The sequence below is a fragment of the Sneathiella sp. genome, assembly GCF_047631475.1.
Classification (GTDB): Bacteria; Pseudomonadota; Alphaproteobacteria; order Sneathiellales; family Sneathiellaceae; genus Sneathiella.
The window spans coordinates 26,007-46,337 of the sequence record NZ_JBLHZT010000005.1 but is presented as its reverse complement, the minus strand read 5'-3'; the positions used below and the strand labels follow the sequence as shown (position 1 = coordinate 46,337).

Sequence of the window (20,331 nt, the reverse complement as noted above, 5' to 3'; positions counted from 1 at the left end):
CAAATTAACTATTGACCGTGGTCATTTTAATGATTAGTAAATTGACCACGGTCAATTATAAGGATATATGCCATGGACGCGAAACGGATCTACATCCTCAACGGTCACCCGGCCACCAACTCACTAAACAGGACATTGGCGGAAGCCTATGCTAACGCAGCGCGCGATGCAGGTCATGATGTTCGGCTAACCCATCTGTGCGATTTGGATTTTGATCCGGATTATGGTTTCGGCGGATTTGAAAAACACAAACCCCTTGAAGCCGCCCTCGAGCAGGTTCTTCAGGATCTGAGTTGGAGTGAACATCTCGTTTTAACAACCCCCCTTTGGTGGGGTGGGTTTCCAGCTAAGCTAAAAGGCCTGATCGATCGAGCCTTTCTTCCCGGCCGAACCTTTGATACGCGCACAACCAATTGGCTTGGAATGCCCCAGCCCCTCCTGACCGGTAGAACAGGTCGGATTATTATGACTTCGGACACGCCGGGCTGGTTTATGCGCTGGATTTATCGCAATGCTGCCCTACGGCAGTTGCAGGATCAAATTCTTGGATTTGTCGGCATCAAGCCAACCCGGGTCAGCTTTTTCGCTGGCGCGAGCCACCCTAAATCAGGCCATGTGGAAAAATGGATCAGCGAGGTCCGGAAATTTGGACTGACAGCGGCTTAATTGAAAAGTCAAAAGAAAATAAGGAGTGGTGGGCCCGGCAGGACTCGAACCTGCGACCAGACCGTTATGAGCGGTCGGCTCTAACCAACTGAGCTACAGGCCCACCGAAGCGCTTACGCGCTAACAAAACGAGACACGTCCCGTTTCGTGATTATTTACAGCGTTCAGAAGAAAGAAGCAATTCCTGAAACGCACCAACCACAAAAAAAGCGAACCGTTGTTTGGTTCGCTTTTTTCAGGTCGCCTTGTTGATTTTAAGTATCCAGGAAACTTCTAAGCTTTCTGGACCGGCTTGGATGCTTCAGCTTGCGAAGTGCTTTCGCTTCAATCTGGCGAATACGTTCACGGGTAACCGAGAACTGCTGACCGACTTCTTCCAGCGTGTGATCCGTATTCATGCCGATACCGAAACGCATGCGAAGAACCCGTTCTTCACGCGGCGTCAAAGAAGCCAGAACGCGGGTCGTTGTTTCGCGCAAGTTTGATTGAATGGCCGCATCAAGAGGCTGCACTGCATTCTCATCGGGAATAAAATCGCCCAGATGACTGTCTTCTTCATCACCAATCGGTGTTTCAAGACTAATCGGCTCTTTCGCAATTTTCATGACCTTGCGCACTTTTTCAAGCGGCATGCCCAATTTAACAGCAAGCTCTTCCGGTGTTGGCTCCCGGCCAATTTCGTGAAGCATCTGACGGGAAGTCCGAACCAGCTTATTAATCGTTTCGATCATGTGGACCGGAATACGGATTGTCCGCGCCTGATCCGCAATCGAACGTGTAATCGCCTGCCTGATCCACCAGGTCGCATAGGTTGAGAATTTATAGCCGCGGCGATACTCAAACTTATCCACGGCTTTCATCAAACCAATGTTACCTTCCTGAATAAGGTCAAGGAACTGCAGGCCGCGGTTTGTGTATTTTTTCGCAATAGAGATCACCAGTCGCAGGTTGGCCTCTACCATCTCTTTTTTCGCACGGCTGGCTTCTTTTTCACCGGTCTGCACTGTACTGACAATCCGGCGGAATTCAGTCATCGGCATACCAAATTCTGATGAAATCTTGATAATCTCACCGCGAATTTCGTTAATACCGCTCAGTTCATTTCCGGTGAAATCTTTCCACCCTTTGGCTTTCAGTTTGGAAACTTTTTCCACCCAGTTCGGGTCCAGTTCCGAGCCAAAATAATTTTCGAGAAAACTTGTCCGCGCGACTTTGTTACGTTCAGCCAACCGCAGCAGTTTACCCTCCAGGCTCATAAGCCGGCGATTGATGCCGTAGAGCTGGTCAACAAGAGCCTCGATCCGATTATTGGTCAGATGGACATCATCCATCAATTTTACCAACTCATTTTTCAGCTTGTCATATTTCTTTTCCTGCGTTGCAGGAACGGCTTCATTCTCCATTGCAGCCGTCAAACGGGCCTCCTGAAGCTTATGAAGTTTTTTATATGTTTTCGCGATTTCATCAAACCGCTCATAGACCTGAGGCTTCAGCGTTTCTTCCAGCGCCGCGAGCGACATGGTGTTTTCTTCGGCGTCGTCTGCGTCATCATCTTCGCGCTGAACAGGGTTGCCGTCTTCATCAACTTCCTGTTCTTCGCTCTCATCATCATCGTCGTCGGATGAATCATCACTATCGCTCAAATCCGCGGCAGGCAAATCATCGTCGGCGTCTTCATCGAAGCCTTCCTGCAATGCCTTTTCAGCCGCAGCACCCGCTCCGTAAGTGGCGTCCAGATCGATCACATCCCGAAGCAGCAACTGCTCTTGCAGCATCAATTCGCGCCAGTTAAGAATTGCCCGAATGGTCAGCGGACTTTCACAAATCGCGCCAATCATTTTGCCGCGGCCAGCTTCTATACGCTTGGCAATCGCAATCTCGCCTTCACGAGACAGCAATTCGACCGTTCCCATCTCACGAAGATACATGCGAACGGGGTCGTCCGTGCGGTCCCCTGTCGTAGTTGGTTTGTCAGCTGGTTTTTCAGGAACTTTTTCGTCAGAAGTTTCTTCATTTTCGTTCGAAGAGGCTTCTTCACCTGCTTCGTCATTCTCGACGACGTTAATGCCCATTTCTGAAAGCAAAGACATTGTGTCTTCGATCTGCTCGGACGACATCTGGTCCTGCGGCAAAACTTCGTTAAGCTCGTCAAATGTCACGAAGCCTTTTTCTTTTGCCTTTGCCAGCATGTTTTTAACAGCAGCCTGCGAGGCATCGATCAGCGGGCTATCTGGTGCATCTTCCCGTTGTTCCGGCGCTTCCGCTGCTTCTGCACTTTTCATGGCCATATAGTTCTAACTCCTGAATTGTACCGACATCAGACCCAAAGCCCGACGCCGTACCTAATCTTTAAAATCCGGTATTCCGGCCAGATGCCACTCCAAAACCATCAAGATCCGCTTCATTTCCCTCTGCTTCCTGCAGAGCTTTTTGCGCAAGCTTCAAACGGTCGAGATTTTCGCGTGTCACATCCTGTTCTAAATTTTTTTGCGCTACTTTCAGATCCTGCTCTAACTTCACGCGCTCATATCGTGCCACCAAATGCAACCAACCCTGTGTAGCATCTTCCAAAGCGGCGTCTTTCTCTGCGAACCAGTCAAGGCTCCCAGATGTGTCCTTACTAAACTTCTCCACCACGCTAAAAAGACTACGTTTGGTTAAGTGGTGCTTCATCCTATCGTAGTCAAGATCTGATTCGGAAGTTGCAATTTCTATGATTGCATTATGGAGCCTGTCAAGATCAGCCGAAAAAAGTTGAATCGCGGCAAATTCATCAAAGTAACTTTCCAGTATTTCCGGGTGGTTAACGACGGTTAAGAGCAATAATTCTTCCCGGCGGCCCATCTTCGTTGACTTGGCAATCGGGGTTTCCGCGACTTGGTTTTTTCCAAATTTATTCTTTTGATTCGCGAATCTCCCGAATCGCTCCGGTTTTTTACCTGCCGAATAAGAACCCTTTTGCTGAAACGACTGCTCGCGGCTCCAACGCCATAAACGATCCTTAAAATGCTTTATATAGTAATCGCGAACAGTCTGATCTTCCATCTGATCGCATAAAGACATGAGAGATCGCTCAAAGGCAGCCTTTTGCTCGGGCGTTTTAACAGCATGCCCTTCCAGCTCTTTTTTCCACAGCAATTCAGAAAGCGGTAGAGCTTTGTTCAGGATATCGGCCATCGCCCCCGGCCCTTCAGACTTGATCAGATCATCTGGGTCCACACCTTCCGGCAGCAACGCAAATCGCAGGGATTTGCCCGGCATTAACAGAGGCAACGCCCGTTCCGAGGTCCGTTGCGCAGCTCGCCATCCAGCAGCATCCCCATCGAGACACATAATAGGTTCAGGAGCCATCTTCCATAAAATGCGAAGCTGATCCTCGGTTACCGCTGTCCCAAGAGGGGCCACAGCCTGTTCAAACCCAGCCTCTGCCAAAGCAATGACATCCATATACCCTTCGGCCACGATGACATTCCCGGCATCAAATGCTTTGCGCCGTGCAGACGCCATATTGTAGAGAATATGTCCTTTGTGAAAAAGCGGCGTATCCGGTGAGTTTAGATATTTTGCTGGCGCATCGCCCAGCGCCCGTCCCCCAAAAGCAATGACACGGCCCTGCCGGTCGCCAATTGGAAACATCAATCTATCTCTGAACCGATCATATGAAGGTCGGCCATCCTCAGGCTTAATGATAAGCCCGGCCTCCATCATCAGGTTTTCAGTAACCCCGCGGGCATGCAATGCTTCTTTCAGGGCGGTTCTTGCTGATGGGGCGAACCCAATGCCAAACTGACTAACCGCCTGATCAGAAACCTTACGGCGTTCCAGATAGGCGCGGGCGCCGGCCCCTGCCTGTGAGGCTAGCTGTGAGGAAAACCATTTTGCAGCGAGATCCATTACCTCGTGGAGTGTCGCCGACTTTTGCTGCTGCTGCTTTTCATACGGATCCTGCGCCGGCATTTGCAAACCAGCCAGATCGGCGAGCCTTTCGATGGCTTCCGGAAAAGAGACGCCCTCGGTCTGCTTGACGAATTCGACATGATCCCCATGGGCCCCACAACCAAAGCAATGGTAGAAGCCTTTTTCTTCGTTCACTGTAAAAGAAGGGGATTTTTCATTGTGAAAGGGACAGAGGCCAGAATATTCCCGCCCCTTTTTGGTCAGCTTTGTGCGTCGGCCGACAAGGTCCGATAAACCGACGCGCGCTTTTATTTCCTCCAGAAAATGTGGTGGAAAAGCCATTTAGTCTCCAATGAAAAGCCGAAAAGAACTTCAGCAGCAATACCGGATGACTTTACGCCCCCAGCGCTGCTTTTACAAATGCATTGGCTTTCGAGAAATCCATGCGTCCTGCATATTTGGCTTTTAAGGCACCCATGGTTTTACCCATATCCTTAAGTCCAACAGCGCCAATTTCGGCGATGGTTTCTTCAACTGCTTTTTTTGTCTCGTCCTCGCCAAACTGCTTAGGCAGATATTCGGAGATGATCTCGATTTCTTCCTGCTCAGAAGTCGCCAGATCAATTCTGCCGCCTTCTTCGTAGGCTTTGACGGACTCGCGGCGCTGACGGACCATAGTGGTCAGCATCTGGAGAATCTCATCTTCGCCGATTCCATCTTCAGATCCCTTCTCCCGGCCTGCGATATCCCTGTCTTTGAGGGTAGCCAAAATCAAACGCAAAGTGGAAACTTTCCGCTTATCCTTTGATTTCATTGCCTCTTTTAAAGAGTCTTTCAATCTGGTGCGTAACATAATTCATTAAACTATTGTGAAGAAAGGAGCCATACTAACTCAATGGTCGAATTATAGCAAACCAAATTTTTTATGTAAGTCATTGTTTTTAAAGGGAAATTTTTGCAAACGAGAACTTGACCTTAAATGCTGTTTCGCTTAATGTCCCGCGTCAATATCAATATCGGCGGAAGGAAGCGGCCCAGCAGTATCGCAGGGGGTCCCTATAGTCATGTCTAAATCGATTAATATTACACAATTACATGCAGAGCGGACGCCGACGGCCCTGCTCGTGCTCGGTGACGGCACCATATTCCATGGCTTTGGAATTGGACAAACAGGCGAAACGATCGGAGAGGTTTGCTTTAACACCTCCATTACAGGTTATCAGGAAAGCCTGACAGACCCATCGTTTGCCGGACAATTGATTACCTTTACATTCCCCCATATTGGGAATGTCGGTTTTAACGTGGAAGACATCGAAACCGCAGGTATCGCAGCAGGCGGATTGATAATCCGGGCGGATATTACAGACCCTGCAAACTGGCGCGCTGTTGGCGACCTTGACGATTGGCTGAAAGCGCGGGGGCTGACGGGCATTGCCGGTATCGATACTCGCCGCCTCACCCACGTCATTCGAGAAAGCGGCGCCCCGAACGGTATCATCGCTTTTGATCCTGAGGGCAAATTTGATATTGAAGCCCTTAAGAAGAAGGCGGCCGAATGGCCCGGTCTTGAAGGAATGGATCTTGCCAAGGAAGTCTCCTGCAAAGAAAGCTATACTTGGACCGAGACCAACTGGACAATGAACGACGGCTTTGGCGAGCAGCAATCCCCTAAACGACACATCGTAGCTGTCGATTATGGTGTGAAACGGAATATTCTGAGATGCCTTGCCTCTCTTGGTTGTTCAATTACGGTTGTTCCGGCATCGGCTACCTTTGCGGATATCAAGGCGCATAACCCTGACGGCATTTTTCTGGCAAATGGGCCAGGGGATCCTGCAGCGACAGGGAAATATGCTGTACCAGTTATTAAAGACTGCATTGAAAGCGGCATTCCAACCTTTGGTATTTGTCTAGGACACCAAATGCTTGCCTTGGCGGTTGGGGCGCAGACAGTGAAAATGCAGCAGGGACACCGAGGCGCTAACCAGCCGGTAAAGGATCTGACCACCGGGAAGGTGGAAATCACATCGCAGAACCATGGCTTCGTGGTGAAACGCGAAAGTCTGCCCGCCGGAGTGACCGAAACCCACAAGTCTTTGTTTGACGGTGTCGTTGAGGGGATCTCTCTGGATGGCAAGCCTGTCTTCTCTGTCCAGTACCATCCGGAAGCAAGTCCCGGACCGCAGGACAGCCATTACCTTTTCCAACGCTTTGTAGATATGGTGGACGCACATGCCTAAACGTACCGATATCAAGTCCATTATGATCATTGGCGCCGGACCGATTATTATCGGTCAGGCCTGTGAGTTTGATTATTCCGGAACTCAAGCCTGCAAGGCGCTGAAAGAAGAAGGGTACCGGGTTATTCTGGTCAACTCCAATCCGGCCACGATCATGACAGACCCTGGTCTGGCCGACGCGACCTATGTCGAGCCGATCACCCCTGAGGTTGTCGAGAAAATTCTGGAAAAAGAAAAACCAGACGCTCTTCTGCCAACAATGGGTGGACAAACGGCCCTGAATACAGCACTTGCGCTGGCCGAGAGCGGCGCGCTTGATCGTCTCAACGTTCAGCTGATTGGCGCCAACCGCGAAGCTATTTCAAAGGCAGAAGACCGGGATAAATTCCGGACTGCCATGATGAAAATTGGCCTCGACATGCCGATAAGTGCGGTTGCACACAGTCTTGAAGAAGCGTGGACCGTTCTTGAGGAAGTCAAACTTCCCTGCATTATTCGCCCCTCCTTTACGATGGGCGGCACAGGGGGCGGTATCGCTTATAACCGTGAAGAATTTGAAACAATTATCGCTTCTGGTCTGGACGCGTCTCCAACAACGGAAGTGCTGGTCGAAGAAAGCATTGTTGGCTGGAAAGAATATGAAATGGAAGTTGTCCGCGATCAGGCGGACAACTGTATCATTATCTGTTCCATTGAAAATGTTGACCCAATGGGCGTTCATACCGGCGACTCCATTACAGTCGCGCCAGCCCTGACGCTGACGGACAAAGAATACCAGATCATGCGGAACGCATCTTTGGCGGTCCTTCGGGAAATCGGTGTTGAAACAGGCGGGTCAAACGTTCAATTTGCCGTAAATCCTGAAAATGGGCGCCTGATTATTATCGAAATGAACCCAAGGGTGTCTCGTTCCAGTGCTCTGGCGTCAAAAGCAACAGGCTTTCCGATCGCCAAAATTGCGGCAAAGCTGGCTGTTGGATACACGCTGGATGAACTAGACAATGATATCACGGGGTCCACGCCTGCGTCTTTCGAACCAACGATCGACTATGTCGTCACCAAAATCCCGCGCTTTACATTCGAAAAATTCCAAGGCGCGGAAGCTATCCTTGGCACTGCGATGAAGTCGGTGGGCGAAGCCATGGCTGTCGGACGGACTTTTCAGGAATCCCTGCAAAAAGCCCTGCGGTCCCTTGAAACCGGCTTGACCGGTCTGAACGAGACCGCCATTGGCGACGACAAACAAGGCATCATGAACGTGCTTGCTAAAAGCACACCTGATCGGCTTCTAAATATTGCACAGGCCTTCCGGGCCGGCCTGACATTTGAAGAGATCAGAGCGTCCAGCAAGTTTGAACCCTGGTTTCTCTCACAAATTGAAAGCCTGGTTCTTGCTGAGGAAGCGGTTCGTGAAAAAGGCCTTCCGACCAACAAGGGCGGATTGCTGACCCTTAAAAAAATGGGCTTTTCGGACGCGCGTCTTGCTGAAATTTCAGGAAAAACCGCGGAAGAAGTCAGCGCTTTACGCGCCACCCTCGACGTCCAGCCGGTCTACAAGAAAATCGACACCTGTGCAGGTGAATTTACCTCGCAAACTCCCTATTTATATTCCACGTTTGAAGGAAATGAATGGGATCCGGCGGTCTGCGAAGCAATGCCAACCGACCGGAAGAAAGTCATCATTCTGGGCGGCGGCCCGAACCGGATTGGTCAGGGGATTGAATTTGACTATTGTTGCGTTCATGCAGCCTATGCCATGGAAGACGCAGGTTACGAATCCATTATGGTCAATTGCAATCCGGAAACTGTGTCCACCGACTATGACACATCGGATCGATTGTATTTCGAGCCTTTGACGATCGAAGATACCCTTGCGATTATCAGAAAAGAGCAAAGCAACGGAAGTCTGCACGGTGTTATCGTGCAGTTTGGTGGGCAAACACCCCTGAAGCTTGCCGCCGGCCTGGAAGCGGCGGGCGTTCCGATTTTGGGAACAAGTCCGGATGCGATTGATCTGGCTGAAGACCGCGAACGTTTTCAGCAACTCCTCCATAAATTGGGGCTGGTCCAGCCTGAAAATGGTATTGCGCGCTCAGTTGAAGAAGCGTTTGAAGCAGCCCATAAAATTGGCTATCCCGTCGTTGTCCGCCCATCCTATGTTCTTGGCGGCCGTGCGATGGAAATTGTGCGCAGTGATGACGCCTTGAACCGGTACATGACAGAAGCTGTTCAGGTGTCTGGCGAAAATCCTGTCTTGATTGACGGCTATCTTCAGAACGCCATTGAAGTTGACGTTGATTGCCTCTGTGACGGCAAAGACGTGTATGTTGCCGGCATTATGGAGCATATCGAAGAAGCGGGCATTCACTCCGGTGATAGTGCCTGTGCCCTACCGCCCTACACATTAAGCGAAGAAACCATCGCTGAAATTCGCAAACAATCTGAATCGCTGGCGATTGCCCTCAATGTTGTCGGACTGATGAATGTTCAGTTTGCGGTTAAAGAAGGCACCGTCTACATCCTGGAGGTCAATCCAAGAGCAAGCCGGACAGTTCCTTTTGTTGCAAAAAGCATCAACTATCCGATTGCTAAAATTGCAGCACGGATCATGGCTGGCGAAACACTTGCATCCTTTAACCTTGAAGAAAAAACGCTTGATCATGTTACGGTCAAGGAAGCGGTATTCCCGTTTGCACGGTTCCCGGGCGTTGACGTTATTCTCGGACCGGAGATGCGCTCTACTGGTGAAGTCATGGGCATAGATAAAGACTTTGCTTCTGCTTTCCTGAAATCACAGATGGCCGCAGGGGTCGTTTTACCAACATCGGGCAACGTATTCATTTCTGTGAAAGATCTGGATAAACCATTGGTCAAAGACGTCGCCTTAAAGCTCGTAGAACTTGGCTTCAGTCTTGTCTCAACAGCCGGTACAGCCGCCTATTTCGAAGAAAACGGAATAGATGTCTCTCGCATCAATAAAGTGATGGAAGGACGCCCCAACATTGTTGATCTCATGAAAAATGGAGAAATCGCAATGGTTATTAATACAACTGAGGGTGTACAGGCTCTAAAAGACAGTTATGATATTCGCCACACAGCCCTTGTAATGAAGACGCCATACTCGACGACAATCGCTGGCGCCAGAGCATCTGCAATGGCAATTGAGAAAATTAAGTCAGGAACACTTGAAGTCAATCCACTTCAATCCTATTCTTAACTCTTTGTGCAAACGAAAAGAGCATTAACACGATGCGTCTCAAACATCAGACGCAACAAGAGAGCATTTGCGTGATAGCGTAAACAGAGATTTTATGGAAAGATTACCTATGACTGCCGCCGGTTTCGACCGGCTGGAAGCAGAACTGAAAAACCTTAAGTCCAACTCACGCCCAGCTGTTATTCAGGCAATTGCCACAGCACGCGAGCATGGTGACCTTTCGGAAAATGCAGAATATCATGCTGCAAAAGAGCAGCAGTCTCACATCGAGGGTCGCATCGCGGAACTGGAAGACAAGCTTGGACGGTCGGAAGTTATCGACGTCGCCGCCATTACGGGTGGTCAAATCAAGTTTGGTGCGACCGTTCTGATTGTCGATGAAGACACCGATGAAGAAACGACCTATCAGATCGTTGGTGAGGATGAGAGCAATATTGAAGAAGGTCGCCTCTCCATTCGGGCTCCTCTTGCACGCGCGTTGATCAATAAAGAGCAGGGCGACAGTGTTGAAGTCACAACGCCCGGCGGCTCAAAAGCTTACGAAATTCTTGAAGTCAAATATGTCTAATCTGACTGTAGGACGAAAAAAAAGCCCCGTGTAAAACGGGGCTTTTTTGTTTGGCTCGTTTCCAGCAATATTACTGCTTTGGATACCCGATTTTCTTAAGAATTTCAGTGATTTCGTCCAGGATCGCCGGATCATCAATGGTTGCCGGAGGGTTGTAAGGCTCACCGTCTGCAATCTTTCTCATAATGCCGCGCAAAATTTTACCCGACCTGGTCTTGGGTAAACGATTAACAATCATCGCCTCTTTGAACGCTGCAACAGGCCCGATTTTTTCGCGAACCCGTGTTACCAATTCCTTCACGATATCAGCATCCGGACGATTGACACCGGCGTTCAAGACCACAAATCCCATAGGAATTTGTCCCTTCAATTGATCCTTTGCGCCGATGACGGCGCATTCGGCAACATCTTTATGCCCAGCAAGCACTTCTTCCATTCCGCCCGTAGATAATCGATGACCCGCAACATTGATGATGTCATCAGTACGCGCCATGATAAACAGATAGCCGTCCTCATCAATATATCCCGCATCGCCCGTTTTATAATAACCAGGTATTTCACTCATGTAGGATTTGATAAGCCCTTCATCATTTTCCCATAAGGTTTTCAAGGTCCCCGGCGGTAACGGCAGCTTGACAGCAATGACACCAATTTCACCCGCGGGCATTTGTTTTGACGGGTCTTCTTCATCAATAATCTGGATATCGTATCCCGCAACCGGAAGCGTTGGGCTACCCAACTTCACCGGTTTGATACCATATCCCGCACAATTCGCCCCCATGGGCCAACCTGTCTCTGTCTGCCACCAGTGGTCGAGCACAGGCACCTGAAGGGTCTCCTGCGCCCAAATAATTGTGTCAGGATCCGCTCGTTCGCCCGCCAGGAAAAGGGTTTTGAAATGGCTTAGATCATAGTTGCCAACCAGTTTCCCTTCCGGGTCCTGCTGTTTAATCGCGCGAAAGGCCGTGGGGGCCGTAAACAGGGCCTTGACGTTATGGTCCTGAATAACCCGCCAAAAGGTGCCTGCATCAGGCGTACCCACAGGTTTCCCCTCAAACAAAATAGTGGTACAGCCATGAAGCAGGGGGGCATAGACAATGTAGGAATGTCCGACCACCCAGCCCACATCGGAGGCTGCCCAGAATACTTCGCCCGGATCAATGTCATAAACATGCTTCATCGACCATTTAAGCACGACAGCATGACCGCCATTATCACGAACAACCCCCTTGGGCACCCCTGTTGTTCCAGACGTATACAGAATATATAACGGATCCGTTGCGGCAACAGGAACACAATCGACCGGATCTGCCTCCGCGACAAGGGCTTTCCATTCCACGTCTCGGCCGGGGATCAAATCAGCTTTTAGTTCAGGACGCTGAAGAATAACGCAGTTCTCTGGTTTATGGGCCGACAGTTCGATGGCTTCATCCAACAGAGGTTTGTATTCAACAACCCGCCCCGGCTCCAACCCGCAGGATCCTGCAATTATGGCAACCGGTTTGGCATCATCAATTCGGGTTGCCAATTCCTTGGCCGCAAAGCCACCAAAAACAACCGAGTGGATTGCACCGATACGGGCGCAAGCCAGCATCGCAATAGCCGCTTCAGGGACCATCGGCATATAGATGATGACCCGATCTCCCTTCTTAATACCAAGGGAAGCAAGCCCCCCTGCAAACCGGGCGACGATTTCTGTCAGTTGACGATAACTGAATTTCTCGACCAGATTTGTCATGGGACTATCGTAGATCAGCGCTGTTTGCTCTCCACGGCCTTCTTCGACATGCCGGTCCAGGCAGTTATAGCAGGTATTCAGCTCTCCCCCAGGAAACCAACGGGTAAACGGAGACTTTGAATCATCCAGCACCTGATCCCACTTCTTAGACCATTTCAACTCGTTTGCCGCGTCCGCCCAAAACCCCTCAGGATCTGTTAGTGACCGTTGGAAATCCTCTTCATAGGTTGGCATTATAGCGTCCCTCCCACCATTTTGTTTAATCCGGGCAGTGCTCGTATTCGTTCGAGACTTCTTTACCCTACGTCCGATCCTACTATGCCCATAATTCAGACATAAAAAAAGCCGTGAAAGACATCACGGCTTTTTTTAAATTTTTACTCGTCAGTCCTTGTTGGATTTAAACAAATCCTCGAAATTCTTGACCGCTTTTGCTTTTTCCTCGCTTCTGGAACTGCTGCTGCTTCCAAAAACAGCATCCGCATCTGCCTTCGGATTATATTCTTCTTCTTTTTGCATCTGCATTTTCTTGCGTTCATATTCCGTAAGAGGAACAGAGGCCGCATCAGCTGCCACTTTCGCGGCGACTTCATCCATCAGTTTTTCACGATCATCGTCATTCCGCAGATGAGCAGATTTTTTGACAAATTCGTCGAGTTCAAGCTGTGTACAAATACCAAGGCTTACCGGATCACGTGGCTTAATAGCCTGCGCATTCCAATGTGTTTTCTCTCGCACGGCGCTGATCGTCGTTTTCGTCGTTCCGATCAATTTTCCGATCTGCGCGTCTGAAAGTTCCGGATGGAATTTCAACAGCCAGGAAATCGCATCCGGGCGATCGCCACGACGGGATACCGGTGTGTATCTGCCACCACTTCTGCGGGGCTGCGGCACATCTCCGACAGGTTTGGCCAATTCAAGCCGCGCCTTGCTATCTTTTTGACAACGATCCAGTTCTTCCTGGGTCAACTGACCATTTGCAACAGGATCATGACCAACAATACCAAAAGCAGAATCTCCATCTGCAATTGCTTGAACTTCCAGACGATGCAGACCGCAGAAATCTGCAACCTGTTCAAAGGACAGCATTGTGTTATCAATCAGCCATACAGCGGTTGCTTTTGGCATCAACGGCGTTGACATATCTTCTCCTCACTCGAAGGCGGGACAACCCCGCAATCGTTTCGCACTATTACATGCATATATGGCTGAAAACCGACCGGAAGTCTAGGGCCGGCTCTCAATAATCATGCAGTTTGCACCAATTCTATGAAACTGTCAGAACAATTTTCCCGATATGCCCGGAATCATCAATTCTCCGATGTGCAGCCTCCGCCTCAGCCAAAGGAAAGGTACTGTCAATGATCGGTCCAATTGTCCCTGCGGATAAAAGTGGCCAGACATTTTCAACCAGCCTCTTTCCGATTTGGGCCTTTGCTTCAATAGACTGCGGACGCAATGTAGAACCGGTAATTGTCAGCCGCTTCAACATAACCGGCGCAAAATTAACTTCAGCCTTCGGACCGCCCAGAAAAGCGATATACACCAAGCGTCCCTCAACCGCCAAAGCGGTGATGTTCCGCTGGATATAGTCGCCGCCGACCATATCCAGGATCAGGTTCACCCCTTCTCCATCGGTCAGCTCTTTTACGACTTCGACATAATCTTCGGTCTTGTAGTTAATGCCTCTTTCCGCCCCCAGCGCTTCTATTTCACGGCATTTTTCATCTGTTGATGCCGTCGCGAAAACCCGCGCGCCCACCGACTTGGCAAGCTGGATCGCGGTTGTTCCAATTCCACTGGCGCCGCCATGAACCAGAAAAGTTTCGCCGCCCGTCAAACGGCCCCGGTCAAACACATTGGTCCAAACCGTAAAATACGTTTCTGGAATAGCGGCAGCCTGTACCATAGTCATTCCATCCGGGATATCCAGGCATTGTGCTTCAGGGGCAACGCAATATTCTGCATATCCACCGCCGGCCACCAATGCACAGACAGCATCACCGACTTTATATTTTGTAACGCCATTACCAACGGCGGCAACGGTTCCGGCCACTTCGAGCCCCGGGATATCAGACGCCCCAGGAGGCGGTGCATATCCACCCATCCGCTGAAGGACATCCGGTCTGTTCACGCCCGCGGCCTCAACCCTAATCAGGATTTCGTCATTTTCAGGTGACGGTACTGGACGCGTTGCAGGGATTAGATTTTCTGGCCCGCCAAACTCCTTGATTTCGATTGCAGTCATTTCCGTCGGTAAGGAAGTCATTTTTCTCTCCAGGTCCTACATTTTATTCTGTTATTGTCACAATCCGAAGATACGTAACTTTGTTATCAGCATGGCCCCTACATACTGGCGTGGGATACATACAATATTCAGGAATTCCGTTATGGCAAGTGATGAGAGCAAGCAAATACTGCAATCCCTTCAGAGTGATCAGTTAAACGAAATGTCAATTGAAGAACTGAAGCATTATATTGAAGAACTTCATTCAGAAATAGAAAAAGCAAAAATAGCGATCGATTCAAAAACCAAAGCTGCGGCATCAGCCCATAGTATTTTTAATAACTAAATCCAAAGAACCCGCTTATTGCTGCAGTTGGTGTACTTTTTTTGCATTTATTTCAAAAAATGACGGTTTATGCCTCTTTTTTTGTATTCGTTAATTGTAATTTAATAAAATGGTCCTAAATTTATCTATAGCAGCCGAGAAATTGGTTGCCGATTGGATCTCATCCAATCTGTTTGACGCCTCCCTGTTGACTTGAGCCGCCTTCTGGCGGCTCTTTTTTTGCCTGAATTTGTCAAGAAATATTTTTAGCATATTTGTTATTTTTTTATGACACTTCTCCTTGACTCTTATCTCAATAAATCGTTTTATTCCTCCCAACATGTCGAGTCTGACAGGTTGAGGTTAAAAACAAAACGAGGGGGCGCTTTAACCGGCAGCCCCCTCACTAATTTTCAGAGACTTCTTTCTTCACATCTTTATCAAGCGTGTCTTTGTTGAGAGCATCTTTGTTAAGCCCGTCTTCAATAAAGGCACCCTTCAAAAGAATGTCTTTGCGAACCTCCTAAAATTCCTCTTAAATATACGACCGATTGGATACCTGATAAATCCCGTCCTGCTTTTTGATTTCATCTGGACCTGTTTTCTCACTCAGTATAGCTTGCAGCAAAAGAATACATTCAGTCAGAGGAAGCACATGGCAGATCCAAATTTTTTAAAGTTCGATACCCTTAGCCTTCATGCAGGTCATCGCCCAGATCCAGTTACCGGATCCCGTGCTGTTCCTATTTACCAGACAACGTCCTACGTGTTTAAAGATGCAGACCATGCTGCCTCATTGTTTAATCTGGAAGCGACGGGCCATATATACACACGACTGTCCAACCCTACGACAGCGGTGCTGGAAGAACGTCTGGCCAGCCTGGAAGGGGGTATTGGCGCGATCTGTACAGCATCTGGCCATGCGGCCCTTCATCTGGCCATCGTTACCCTGATGAGCGCCGGCGCCCATATTGTTTGTTCGGGATCCGTTTACGGCGGCACTTATAACTTCCTGAAACACACTATGCCGCGGTTTGGCATCCATACGACATTTGTTAATCCGCAGGATACTCAGGCCTTTGCCGATGCGATCAATGATGAGACCCGGTTGGTTATCTCTGAAACCTTTGGTAATCCCGGTCTGGAAGTGACCGATATCCGAAAAGTCGCCGACATCGCCCACGCCGCAGGAATTCCACTCCTGATCGACAACACCTTTGGCACTCCCTATCTATGCCGCCCGTTTGAATTTGGGGCCGATCTGGTAATGCATTCCGCAACCAAATTTCTGGGCGGACATGGTATTGCAATGGGTGGCGCCCTGATTGATAGCGGTAATTTTGACTGGGAAAAAAGCGGCAAATTTCCGACCATGACTGAGCCCTATGAAGGATATCATGGTATCCAGTATGCCGAAGAATTTGGTCCCCTTGCCTTCTTGATGCGGGCACGGACTGAAGGGATCCGTGATTTCGGTGCCTGCATTAGTCCGACAAACGCCTTTCAAATCCTTCAGGGTGTCGAAACCCTGTCTATTCGAATGGAAAAGCATGTCGCGAATGCCCGCAAAGTTATTGACTTCCTCGTAGGCAATGACGCGGTGGAAAGCGTCTCCTATCCGGAACTTCCCGACCATCCAGATCATGAACTTGCCAAACAGATGTTCCCCAAAGGCTGTGGCTCTATTTTCAGCTTCACTGTTAAGGGGGGCCGCGAAGCGGGTAAAGCATTTATTGGCGCATTGCAGGTATTCTCCCATCTCGCCAATGTGGGAGATGCCAAAAGCCTTGTTATTCATCCAGCATCCACGACCCACCAGCAAATGGATAAGGACGCTTTGAAGGCCGCTGGAATTTCAGAAGGTATGATCCGTCTATCAGTGGGCATTGAAGATGCCGATGACTTGATCAAAGATTTGAAACTTGGCTTGAGATCGGCTGCGAAAGCTGCTGAAAAAGCAGACGCTGCGTAACGAGGAAATAATGAAAATAAATGTAAACGAGATACCAGTATTTGCGGCAACAGGTGGTCAGGCCTACGATACCGAAAAACCAACGATGATTTTTTTGCATGGTGCCGCGATGGATCATACGGCTTGGGCCTTGCAAAGTCGCTATTTCGCCCATCATGGGTACAATGTGTTTGCGCTGGATTTACCGGGCCACGGGAAAAGCGGTGGCGACATCCCCGCAAGTATCGATGACCTTGCACATGCGGTTGTCGCTTTTATGGATTGTGCCAAAATTGATGAGGCCGTTCTGGTCGGTCATAGCATGGGTGCCCTGACGGCGCTTTCGATTGCCGGACGGCATTCCAACCGGGTCAGTCATCTGATTATGATCGGTGTTGCCTTTCCCATGGTGGTCGGGGAGTTCTTTCTTAACAAGGCGAAAGAAAATAGCCCTGATGCCTTTAAAATGATGATTGACTGGTCACATGCGCGCCCATCCCACATCGGAGCCTCAGAAGTGCCCGGGTTATGGATGATCGGGAATGCATTAAAAACAGTTGAGAATTCAGGGGACGACACATTGTACAAAGGGCTGTCCATTTGTAACAGCTACGAGGGCGGTTTCGACGCGGCCAGTTCAGTCGTCTGCCCTGCTTTGTTTATTCTCGGTGAAAATGACATGATGACAATGCCCCGGGCGGCGCAGAAGCTCATCAAAACAATTGAGAACAGCGAAACAGTCCTGTTAAAGGACTGTGGTCACATGCAGATGATCGAGAAAGCGGACGAAGTCAGGGTCGCCATTCGCGCCTTTCTATAGAGCAACGGCCATCACGCTTTGACACCAATGCGTGGTGGCCCCCCTTTTGACGCCTGACTAGGCCCAAAAGCCTTGTCCAGAATACGCGTGCTGTCATCGGCCAATGCGACAGCATCTGTCAGCAATCCTAATATCTTCATATTGTTGGCGAGCACGGCTTGTGCTTCCGGACGACTATCATCAACAATAAGGGTACAGCGGTTAACAATATCAGCCCGCACCATTGCCAGTATTTCTTCCAGTTTATGCCCGCCGGGATTCTCTTCAGTTACCAGAAAATGGGTCATCATCTTTAACCTGCATGCAGTTAGTGGTTAAAAGAGCATGCAATATTCCTGGTTAAAAAATAGATAACAGGGTCAACACGACAGGCTAGCCCTTGCCAAGCCAGGCCACGCTATCACCCTTTCCTTATCTGGACAGATAGACGTCAAAAGACGCTTAAAGATTTCGCGCCCGTTCGCGCAGAACAAACTTTTGCACCTTCCCCGTCGATGTTTTCGGCAATTCATCAAAAACCACTGTTTTAGGGCATTTATAATGGGCCATATTATCCCGGCAAAAGGAGATAATTTCTTTGTCTGTTGCCGTCATTCCCTCTCGCAAGGTAACAAACGCGCAGGGTGTCTCGCCCCATTTTTCATCCGGTCTTGCAACGACGGCGACATCAAGAACGGCAGGATGTTTGTATAAAACACCCTCCACTTCGATGGTGGAAATGTTTTCGCCTCCTGAAATAATGATATCCTTTGAACGGTCTCTAAGTTCCAGATAGCCATCCTCGTGAATAACTCCCAGATCGCCAGTCCGAAACCAGTCCCCTTCGAAGGTTTTTTCGGTGGTTTTGGGATTTTTCAGATATCCTTTCATGATCAGGTTCCCGCGCATCATCACCTCACCCATGGTGTTCCCGTCGCGCGGAACCGGCTTCATGGTTTCCGGATCCAGAACATCCAGTTCACTAAGCGCGTGATACCGGACCCCCTGACGGGCTTTCAGTGCCGCGCGATCCTCAACGGATTTTGTATTCCAGTCGGAATTCCAATCGCAATAAACTGCCGGTCCGTAGCATTCTGTCAGTCCGTACACATGGGTTACATCAAACCCCAAACGATCCATTTCCGCCAACACCGTCGCAGGAGGGGGCGCCGCAGCAACCATAACCTTGATACCCTTTTGGGCTTTGGCTTTATTTTCATCAGAGGTATTGATCAGCATGGACAAAACAATGGGTGCGCCGCACATGTGATCGACTTTGTATTTCCCCATTGCGTCAAAAATACCGTCCGCCTCAACCTTTCGAAGGCACACATGGGTACCACCAACTGCGGTGATCGTCCATGGGAAGCACCAGCCATTACAATGGAACATGGGCAGCGTCCATAAATAGACCGGATGCTTTGCCATGTCCCATGACATCGAATTACCCGTTGCTGCCAGATAGGCGCCGCGGTGATGATAGACGACCCCTTTGGGATCCCCTGTGGTGCCTGACGTATAATTCAGAGAAATAGCCTGCCATTCATCATCCGGCCCGGCCCAGGGAAATGCTTCATCCCCTGTTTTCAGGAAGTCCTCATAGTCCATTTCCCCGATGCACTCACCGCCAGCGCCGAGAATATCGTCAATATCAATGACGATTGGCGCGCAAGTGGCCAGCGACAGCGCCTGTTTCATCACTTCGGAAAATTCACGGTCAACAAAAAGGAGTTTGCATTCTGAATGATCGAGTATGAAGGCAAGTGTTTCTGCATCCAGCCGGGTATTCAGGGCATTTAATACAGCCCCGGTCACCGGAATGCCAAAATGGCTTTCCAGCAACGCCGGAATATTCGGCGCAATTATGGAAACAGTGTCTCCTTTACCGATACCCCGCTTGGAAAGAGCGCTGGCTAACCTTTTGCACCGGGCAAAAAACTCTGAATAGCTATAGGACCAATCTCCATGGATCATTGCTGTCTTGTCAGGGTAAACCGACGCTGACCGCTCTAAAAATGTGAGGGGTGAAAGCGGATCATAATTTGCCCGCCTTTGTTCAAGCCCAATATCAAACAGACCCATTGTTCCCGACCCTATGCTTTAATCAGTTTTCTTATTCCGAGTTTAACTACCACTATTTTCCAAATTCACCGGAACCCCAGGTACAAACTTGGACACGCGAATACCAAGCGAGGTTTTCACATGTTCAACATTTGGTGCAGCTGTCAATTCATGGGTCAGAAATTGCTGATAGGCATCCCAATCCTTAGCCACAACTTTTAAGATAAAGTCGTTTTCACCCGCCAACATGAAACATTCTCGAACCAAAGGCCAATGCTGGACACGTTCTTCAAAAGCGTTCAGGTCGGTTTCGGCCTGACTTTGCAAGCCAACCAGCGCAAAAACCGTCACACCGAATCCCAGACTCTCTGAATTCAGTTGTGCATGATATCCTTCGATATAGCCCGCCTCTTCAAGGGCACGCACACGCCGCAAACAGGGCGGTGCCGATATTCCAGCATTTTTCGCCAGCTCTACATTCGTAATCCGGCCATTTTCCTGTAAATCGTGTAATATACGCCGATCAATATCATCGAGTTTTACTCGTTGCATAAATTGTCTCCAACAATCAATTTCACGCAACATTATTACAACAACAGCATAACGCCAAGGCTTAGAAAGTTTGATTTTGCGAATTTAAGG

The 20,331-nt window shown here is 49.3% G+C and carries 16 protein-coding genes and 1 tRNA gene; 7 read left to right on the top strand and 10 right to left on the bottom strand.

Going from position 1 to position 20,331, the window contains the following annotated elements; genetic code table 11:
• Window positions 1–72: 72 nt before the first annotated feature.
• On the top strand, window positions 73–666 hold the full coding sequence (locus ACJAYR_RS03235) for an NAD(P)H-dependent oxidoreductase (RefSeq protein WP_415235264.1): 594 nt from the start codon (window positions 73–75) through the stop codon (window positions 664–666).
• A 26-nt stretch (window positions 667–692) separates the two neighbouring features.
• Here the strand turns inward: ACJAYR_RS03235 and ACJAYR_RS03230 are convergent.
• The 4 genes from ACJAYR_RS03230 to ACJAYR_RS03215 form a co-directional block, all read right to left on the bottom strand.
• Window positions 693–769: transfer RNA gene (locus ACJAYR_RS03230), tRNA-Ile, on the bottom strand.
• A gap of 151 nt (window positions 770–920) precedes the next feature.
• Complete coding sequence (gene rpoD, locus ACJAYR_RS03225) at window positions 921–2,954, bottom strand: RNA polymerase sigma factor RpoD (RefSeq protein ID WP_415235263.1); 2,034 nt, start codon at window positions 2,952–2,954, stop codon at window positions 921–923.
• A gap of 61 nt (window positions 2,955–3,015) precedes the next feature.
• Entirely contained in the window at window positions 3,016–4,905 is a 1,890-nt protein-coding gene (gene dnaG / locus ACJAYR_RS03220; protein WP_415235262.1) for a DNA primase, read from the bottom strand.
• 52 nt (window positions 4,906–4,957) lie between these two features.
• On the bottom strand, window positions 4,958–5,416 hold the full coding sequence (locus ACJAYR_RS03215; protein ID WP_169543017.1) for a GatB/YqeY domain-containing protein: 459 nt from the start codon (window positions 5,414–5,416) through the stop codon (window positions 4,958–4,960).
• A gap of 211 nt (window positions 5,417–5,627) precedes the next feature.
• Between ACJAYR_RS03215 and carA the strand changes: the two genes are divergently transcribed.
• The 3 genes from carA to greA all read left to right on the top strand — a co-directional run bounded on the left by carA (window position 5,628) and on the right by greA (window position 10,588).
• The gene (gene carA, locus ACJAYR_RS03210; RefSeq protein WP_415235261.1) at window positions 5,628–6,803 is read left to right on the top strand and encodes a glutamine-hydrolyzing carbamoyl-phosphate synthase small subunit; all 1,176 of its coding nucleotides are present in this window, start codon (window positions 5,628–5,630) and stop codon (window positions 6,801–6,803) included.
• Window positions 6,796–10,020 (top strand): carbamoyl-phosphate synthase large subunit, encoded by a 3,225-nt coding sequence (gene carB / locus ACJAYR_RS03205; RefSeq protein WP_415235260.1) that lies wholly within the window; start codon window positions 6,796–6,798, stop codon window positions 10,018–10,020. The genes carA and carB overlap by 8 nt, the downstream gene beginning before the upstream one ends.
• A gap of 94 nt (window positions 10,021–10,114) precedes the next feature.
• Window positions 10,115–10,588, top strand: coding sequence for a transcription elongation factor GreA (greA, locus tag ACJAYR_RS03200; protein WP_169543020.1), 474 nt, complete (start codon window positions 10,115–10,117; stop codon window positions 10,586–10,588).
• Between the two features lie 70 nt (window positions 10,589–10,658).
• On the opposite strand, the gene ACJAYR_RS03195 is transcribed toward greA, so the two are convergent.
• The 3 genes from ACJAYR_RS03195 to ACJAYR_RS03185 form a co-directional block, all read right to left on the bottom strand.
• Complete coding sequence (locus ACJAYR_RS03195; RefSeq protein ID WP_415235259.1) at window positions 10,659–12,560, bottom strand: propionyl-CoA synthetase; 1,902 nt, start codon at window positions 12,558–12,560, stop codon at window positions 10,659–10,661.
• Window positions 12,561–12,710: 150 nt separating this feature from the next.
• Window positions 12,711–13,469 carry a DUF1013 domain-containing protein gene (locus tag ACJAYR_RS03190; RefSeq protein WP_169543022.1) on the bottom strand — a complete coding sequence of 253 codons (759 nt, stop codon included), beginning with the start codon at window positions 13,467–13,469 and terminating at the stop codon, window positions 12,711–12,713.
• A gap of 124 nt (window positions 13,470–13,593) precedes the next feature.
• Window positions 13,594–14,595, bottom strand: coding sequence for an NAD(P)H-quinone oxidoreductase (locus ACJAYR_RS03185; protein WP_415235258.1), 1,002 nt, complete (start codon window positions 14,593–14,595; stop codon window positions 13,594–13,596).
• A 121-nt stretch (window positions 14,596–14,716) separates the two neighbouring features.
• Here ACJAYR_RS03185 and ACJAYR_RS03180 point away from each other — a divergent pair, with 121 nt between their 5' ends.
• The 3 genes from ACJAYR_RS03180 (at window position 14,717) to ACJAYR_RS03170 (ending at window position 17,649) form a co-directional block, all read left to right on the top strand.
• Window positions 14,717–14,899: a DUF1192 family protein gene (locus ACJAYR_RS03180; protein ID WP_415235257.1), complete on the top strand. Its 183-nt coding sequence runs from the start codon at window positions 14,717–14,719 to the stop codon at window positions 14,897–14,899.
• Window positions 14,900–15,533: 634 nt separating this feature from the next.
• A complete protein-coding gene (locus ACJAYR_RS03175) occupies window positions 15,534–16,850 on the top strand; it encodes an O-acetylhomoserine aminocarboxypropyltransferase (RefSeq protein WP_415235256.1) in 1,317 nt (438 codons plus the stop codon).
• Between the two features lie 10 nt (window positions 16,851–16,860).
• Window positions 16,861–17,649 (top strand): alpha/beta fold hydrolase, encoded by a 789-nt coding sequence (locus tag ACJAYR_RS03170; protein ID WP_415235255.1) that lies wholly within the window; start codon window positions 16,861–16,863, stop codon window positions 17,647–17,649.
• An 11-nt stretch (window positions 17,650–17,660) separates the two neighbouring features.
• Here ACJAYR_RS03170 and ACJAYR_RS03165 read toward each other — a convergent pair whose 3' ends face one another.
• The 3 genes from ACJAYR_RS03165 to ACJAYR_RS03155 all read right to left on the bottom strand — a co-directional run bounded on the left by ACJAYR_RS03165 (window position 17,661) and on the right by ACJAYR_RS03155 (window position 20,241).
• A complete protein-coding gene (locus ACJAYR_RS03165) occupies window positions 17,661–17,939 on the bottom strand; it encodes a hypothetical protein (RefSeq protein ID WP_219821543.1) in 279 nt (92 codons plus the stop codon).
• Window positions 17,940–18,090: 151 nt separating this feature from the next.
• Window positions 18,091–19,710: an acyl-CoA synthetase gene (locus ACJAYR_RS03160; protein ID WP_415235254.1), complete on the bottom strand. Its 1,620-nt coding sequence runs from the start codon at window positions 19,708–19,710 to the stop codon at window positions 18,091–18,093.
• A 42-nt stretch (window positions 19,711–19,752) separates the two neighbouring features.
• A complete protein-coding gene (locus tag ACJAYR_RS03155) occupies window positions 19,753–20,241 on the bottom strand; it encodes an Lrp/AsnC family transcriptional regulator (protein WP_169543027.1) in 489 nt (162 codons plus the stop codon).
• Window positions 20,242–20,331: the final 90 nt, after the last annotated feature.

Excerpts from the sequence above, each read along its gene's own strand:
- ACJAYR_RS03235 (WP_415235264.1), top strand. The coding sequence starts at position 73 with ATGGACGCGAAACGGATCTACATCCTCAACGGTCACCCGGCCACCAAC.
- rpoD (WP_415235263.1), bottom strand. The coding sequence starts at position 2,954 with ATGGCCATGAAAAGTGCAGAAGCAGCGGAAGCGCCGGAACAACGGGAA.
- dnaG (WP_415235262.1), bottom strand. The coding sequence starts at position 4,905 with ATGGCTTTTCCACCACATTTTCTGGAGGAAATAAAAGCGCGCGTCGGT.
- ACJAYR_RS03215 (WP_169543017.1), bottom strand. The coding sequence starts at position 5,416 with ATGTTACGCACCAGATTGAAAGACTCTTTAAAAGAGGCAATGAAATCA.
- carA (WP_415235261.1), top strand. The coding sequence starts at position 5,628 with ATGTCTAAATCGATTAATATTACACAATTACATGCAGAGCGGACGCCG.
- carB (WP_415235260.1), top strand. The coding sequence starts at position 6,796 with ATGCCTAAACGTACCGATATCAAGTCCATTATGATCATTGGCGCCGGA.
- greA (WP_169543020.1), top strand. The coding sequence starts at position 10,115 with ATGGAAAGATTACCTATGACTGCCGCCGGTTTCGACCGGCTGGAAGCA.
- ACJAYR_RS03195 (WP_415235259.1), bottom strand. The coding sequence starts at position 12,560 with ATGCCAACCTATGAAGAGGATTTCCAACGGTCACTAACAGATCCTGAG.
- ACJAYR_RS03190 (WP_169543022.1), bottom strand. The coding sequence starts at position 13,469 with ATGTCAACGCCGTTGATGCCAAAAGCAACCGCTGTATGGCTGATTGAT.
- ACJAYR_RS03185 (WP_415235258.1), bottom strand. The coding sequence starts at position 14,595 with ATGACTTCCTTACCGACGGAAATGACTGCAATCGAAATCAAGGAGTTT.
- ACJAYR_RS03180 (WP_415235257.1), top strand. The coding sequence starts at position 14,717 with ATGGCAAGTGATGAGAGCAAGCAAATACTGCAATCCCTTCAGAGTGAT.
- ACJAYR_RS03175 (WP_415235256.1), top strand. The coding sequence starts at position 15,534 with ATGGCAGATCCAAATTTTTTAAAGTTCGATACCCTTAGCCTTCATGCA.
- ACJAYR_RS03170 (WP_415235255.1), top strand. The coding sequence starts at position 16,861 with ATGAAAATAAATGTAAACGAGATACCAGTATTTGCGGCAACAGGTGGT.
- ACJAYR_RS03165 (WP_219821543.1), bottom strand. The coding sequence starts at position 17,939 with ATGATGACCCATTTTCTGGTAACTGAAGAGAATCCCGGCGGGCATAAA.
- ACJAYR_RS03160 (WP_415235254.1), bottom strand. The coding sequence starts at position 19,710 with ATGGGTCTGTTTGATATTGGGCTTGAACAAAGGCGGGCAAATTATGAT.
- ACJAYR_RS03155 (WP_169543027.1), bottom strand. The coding sequence starts at position 20,241 with ATGCAACGAGTAAAACTCGATGATATTGATCGGCGTATATTACACGAT.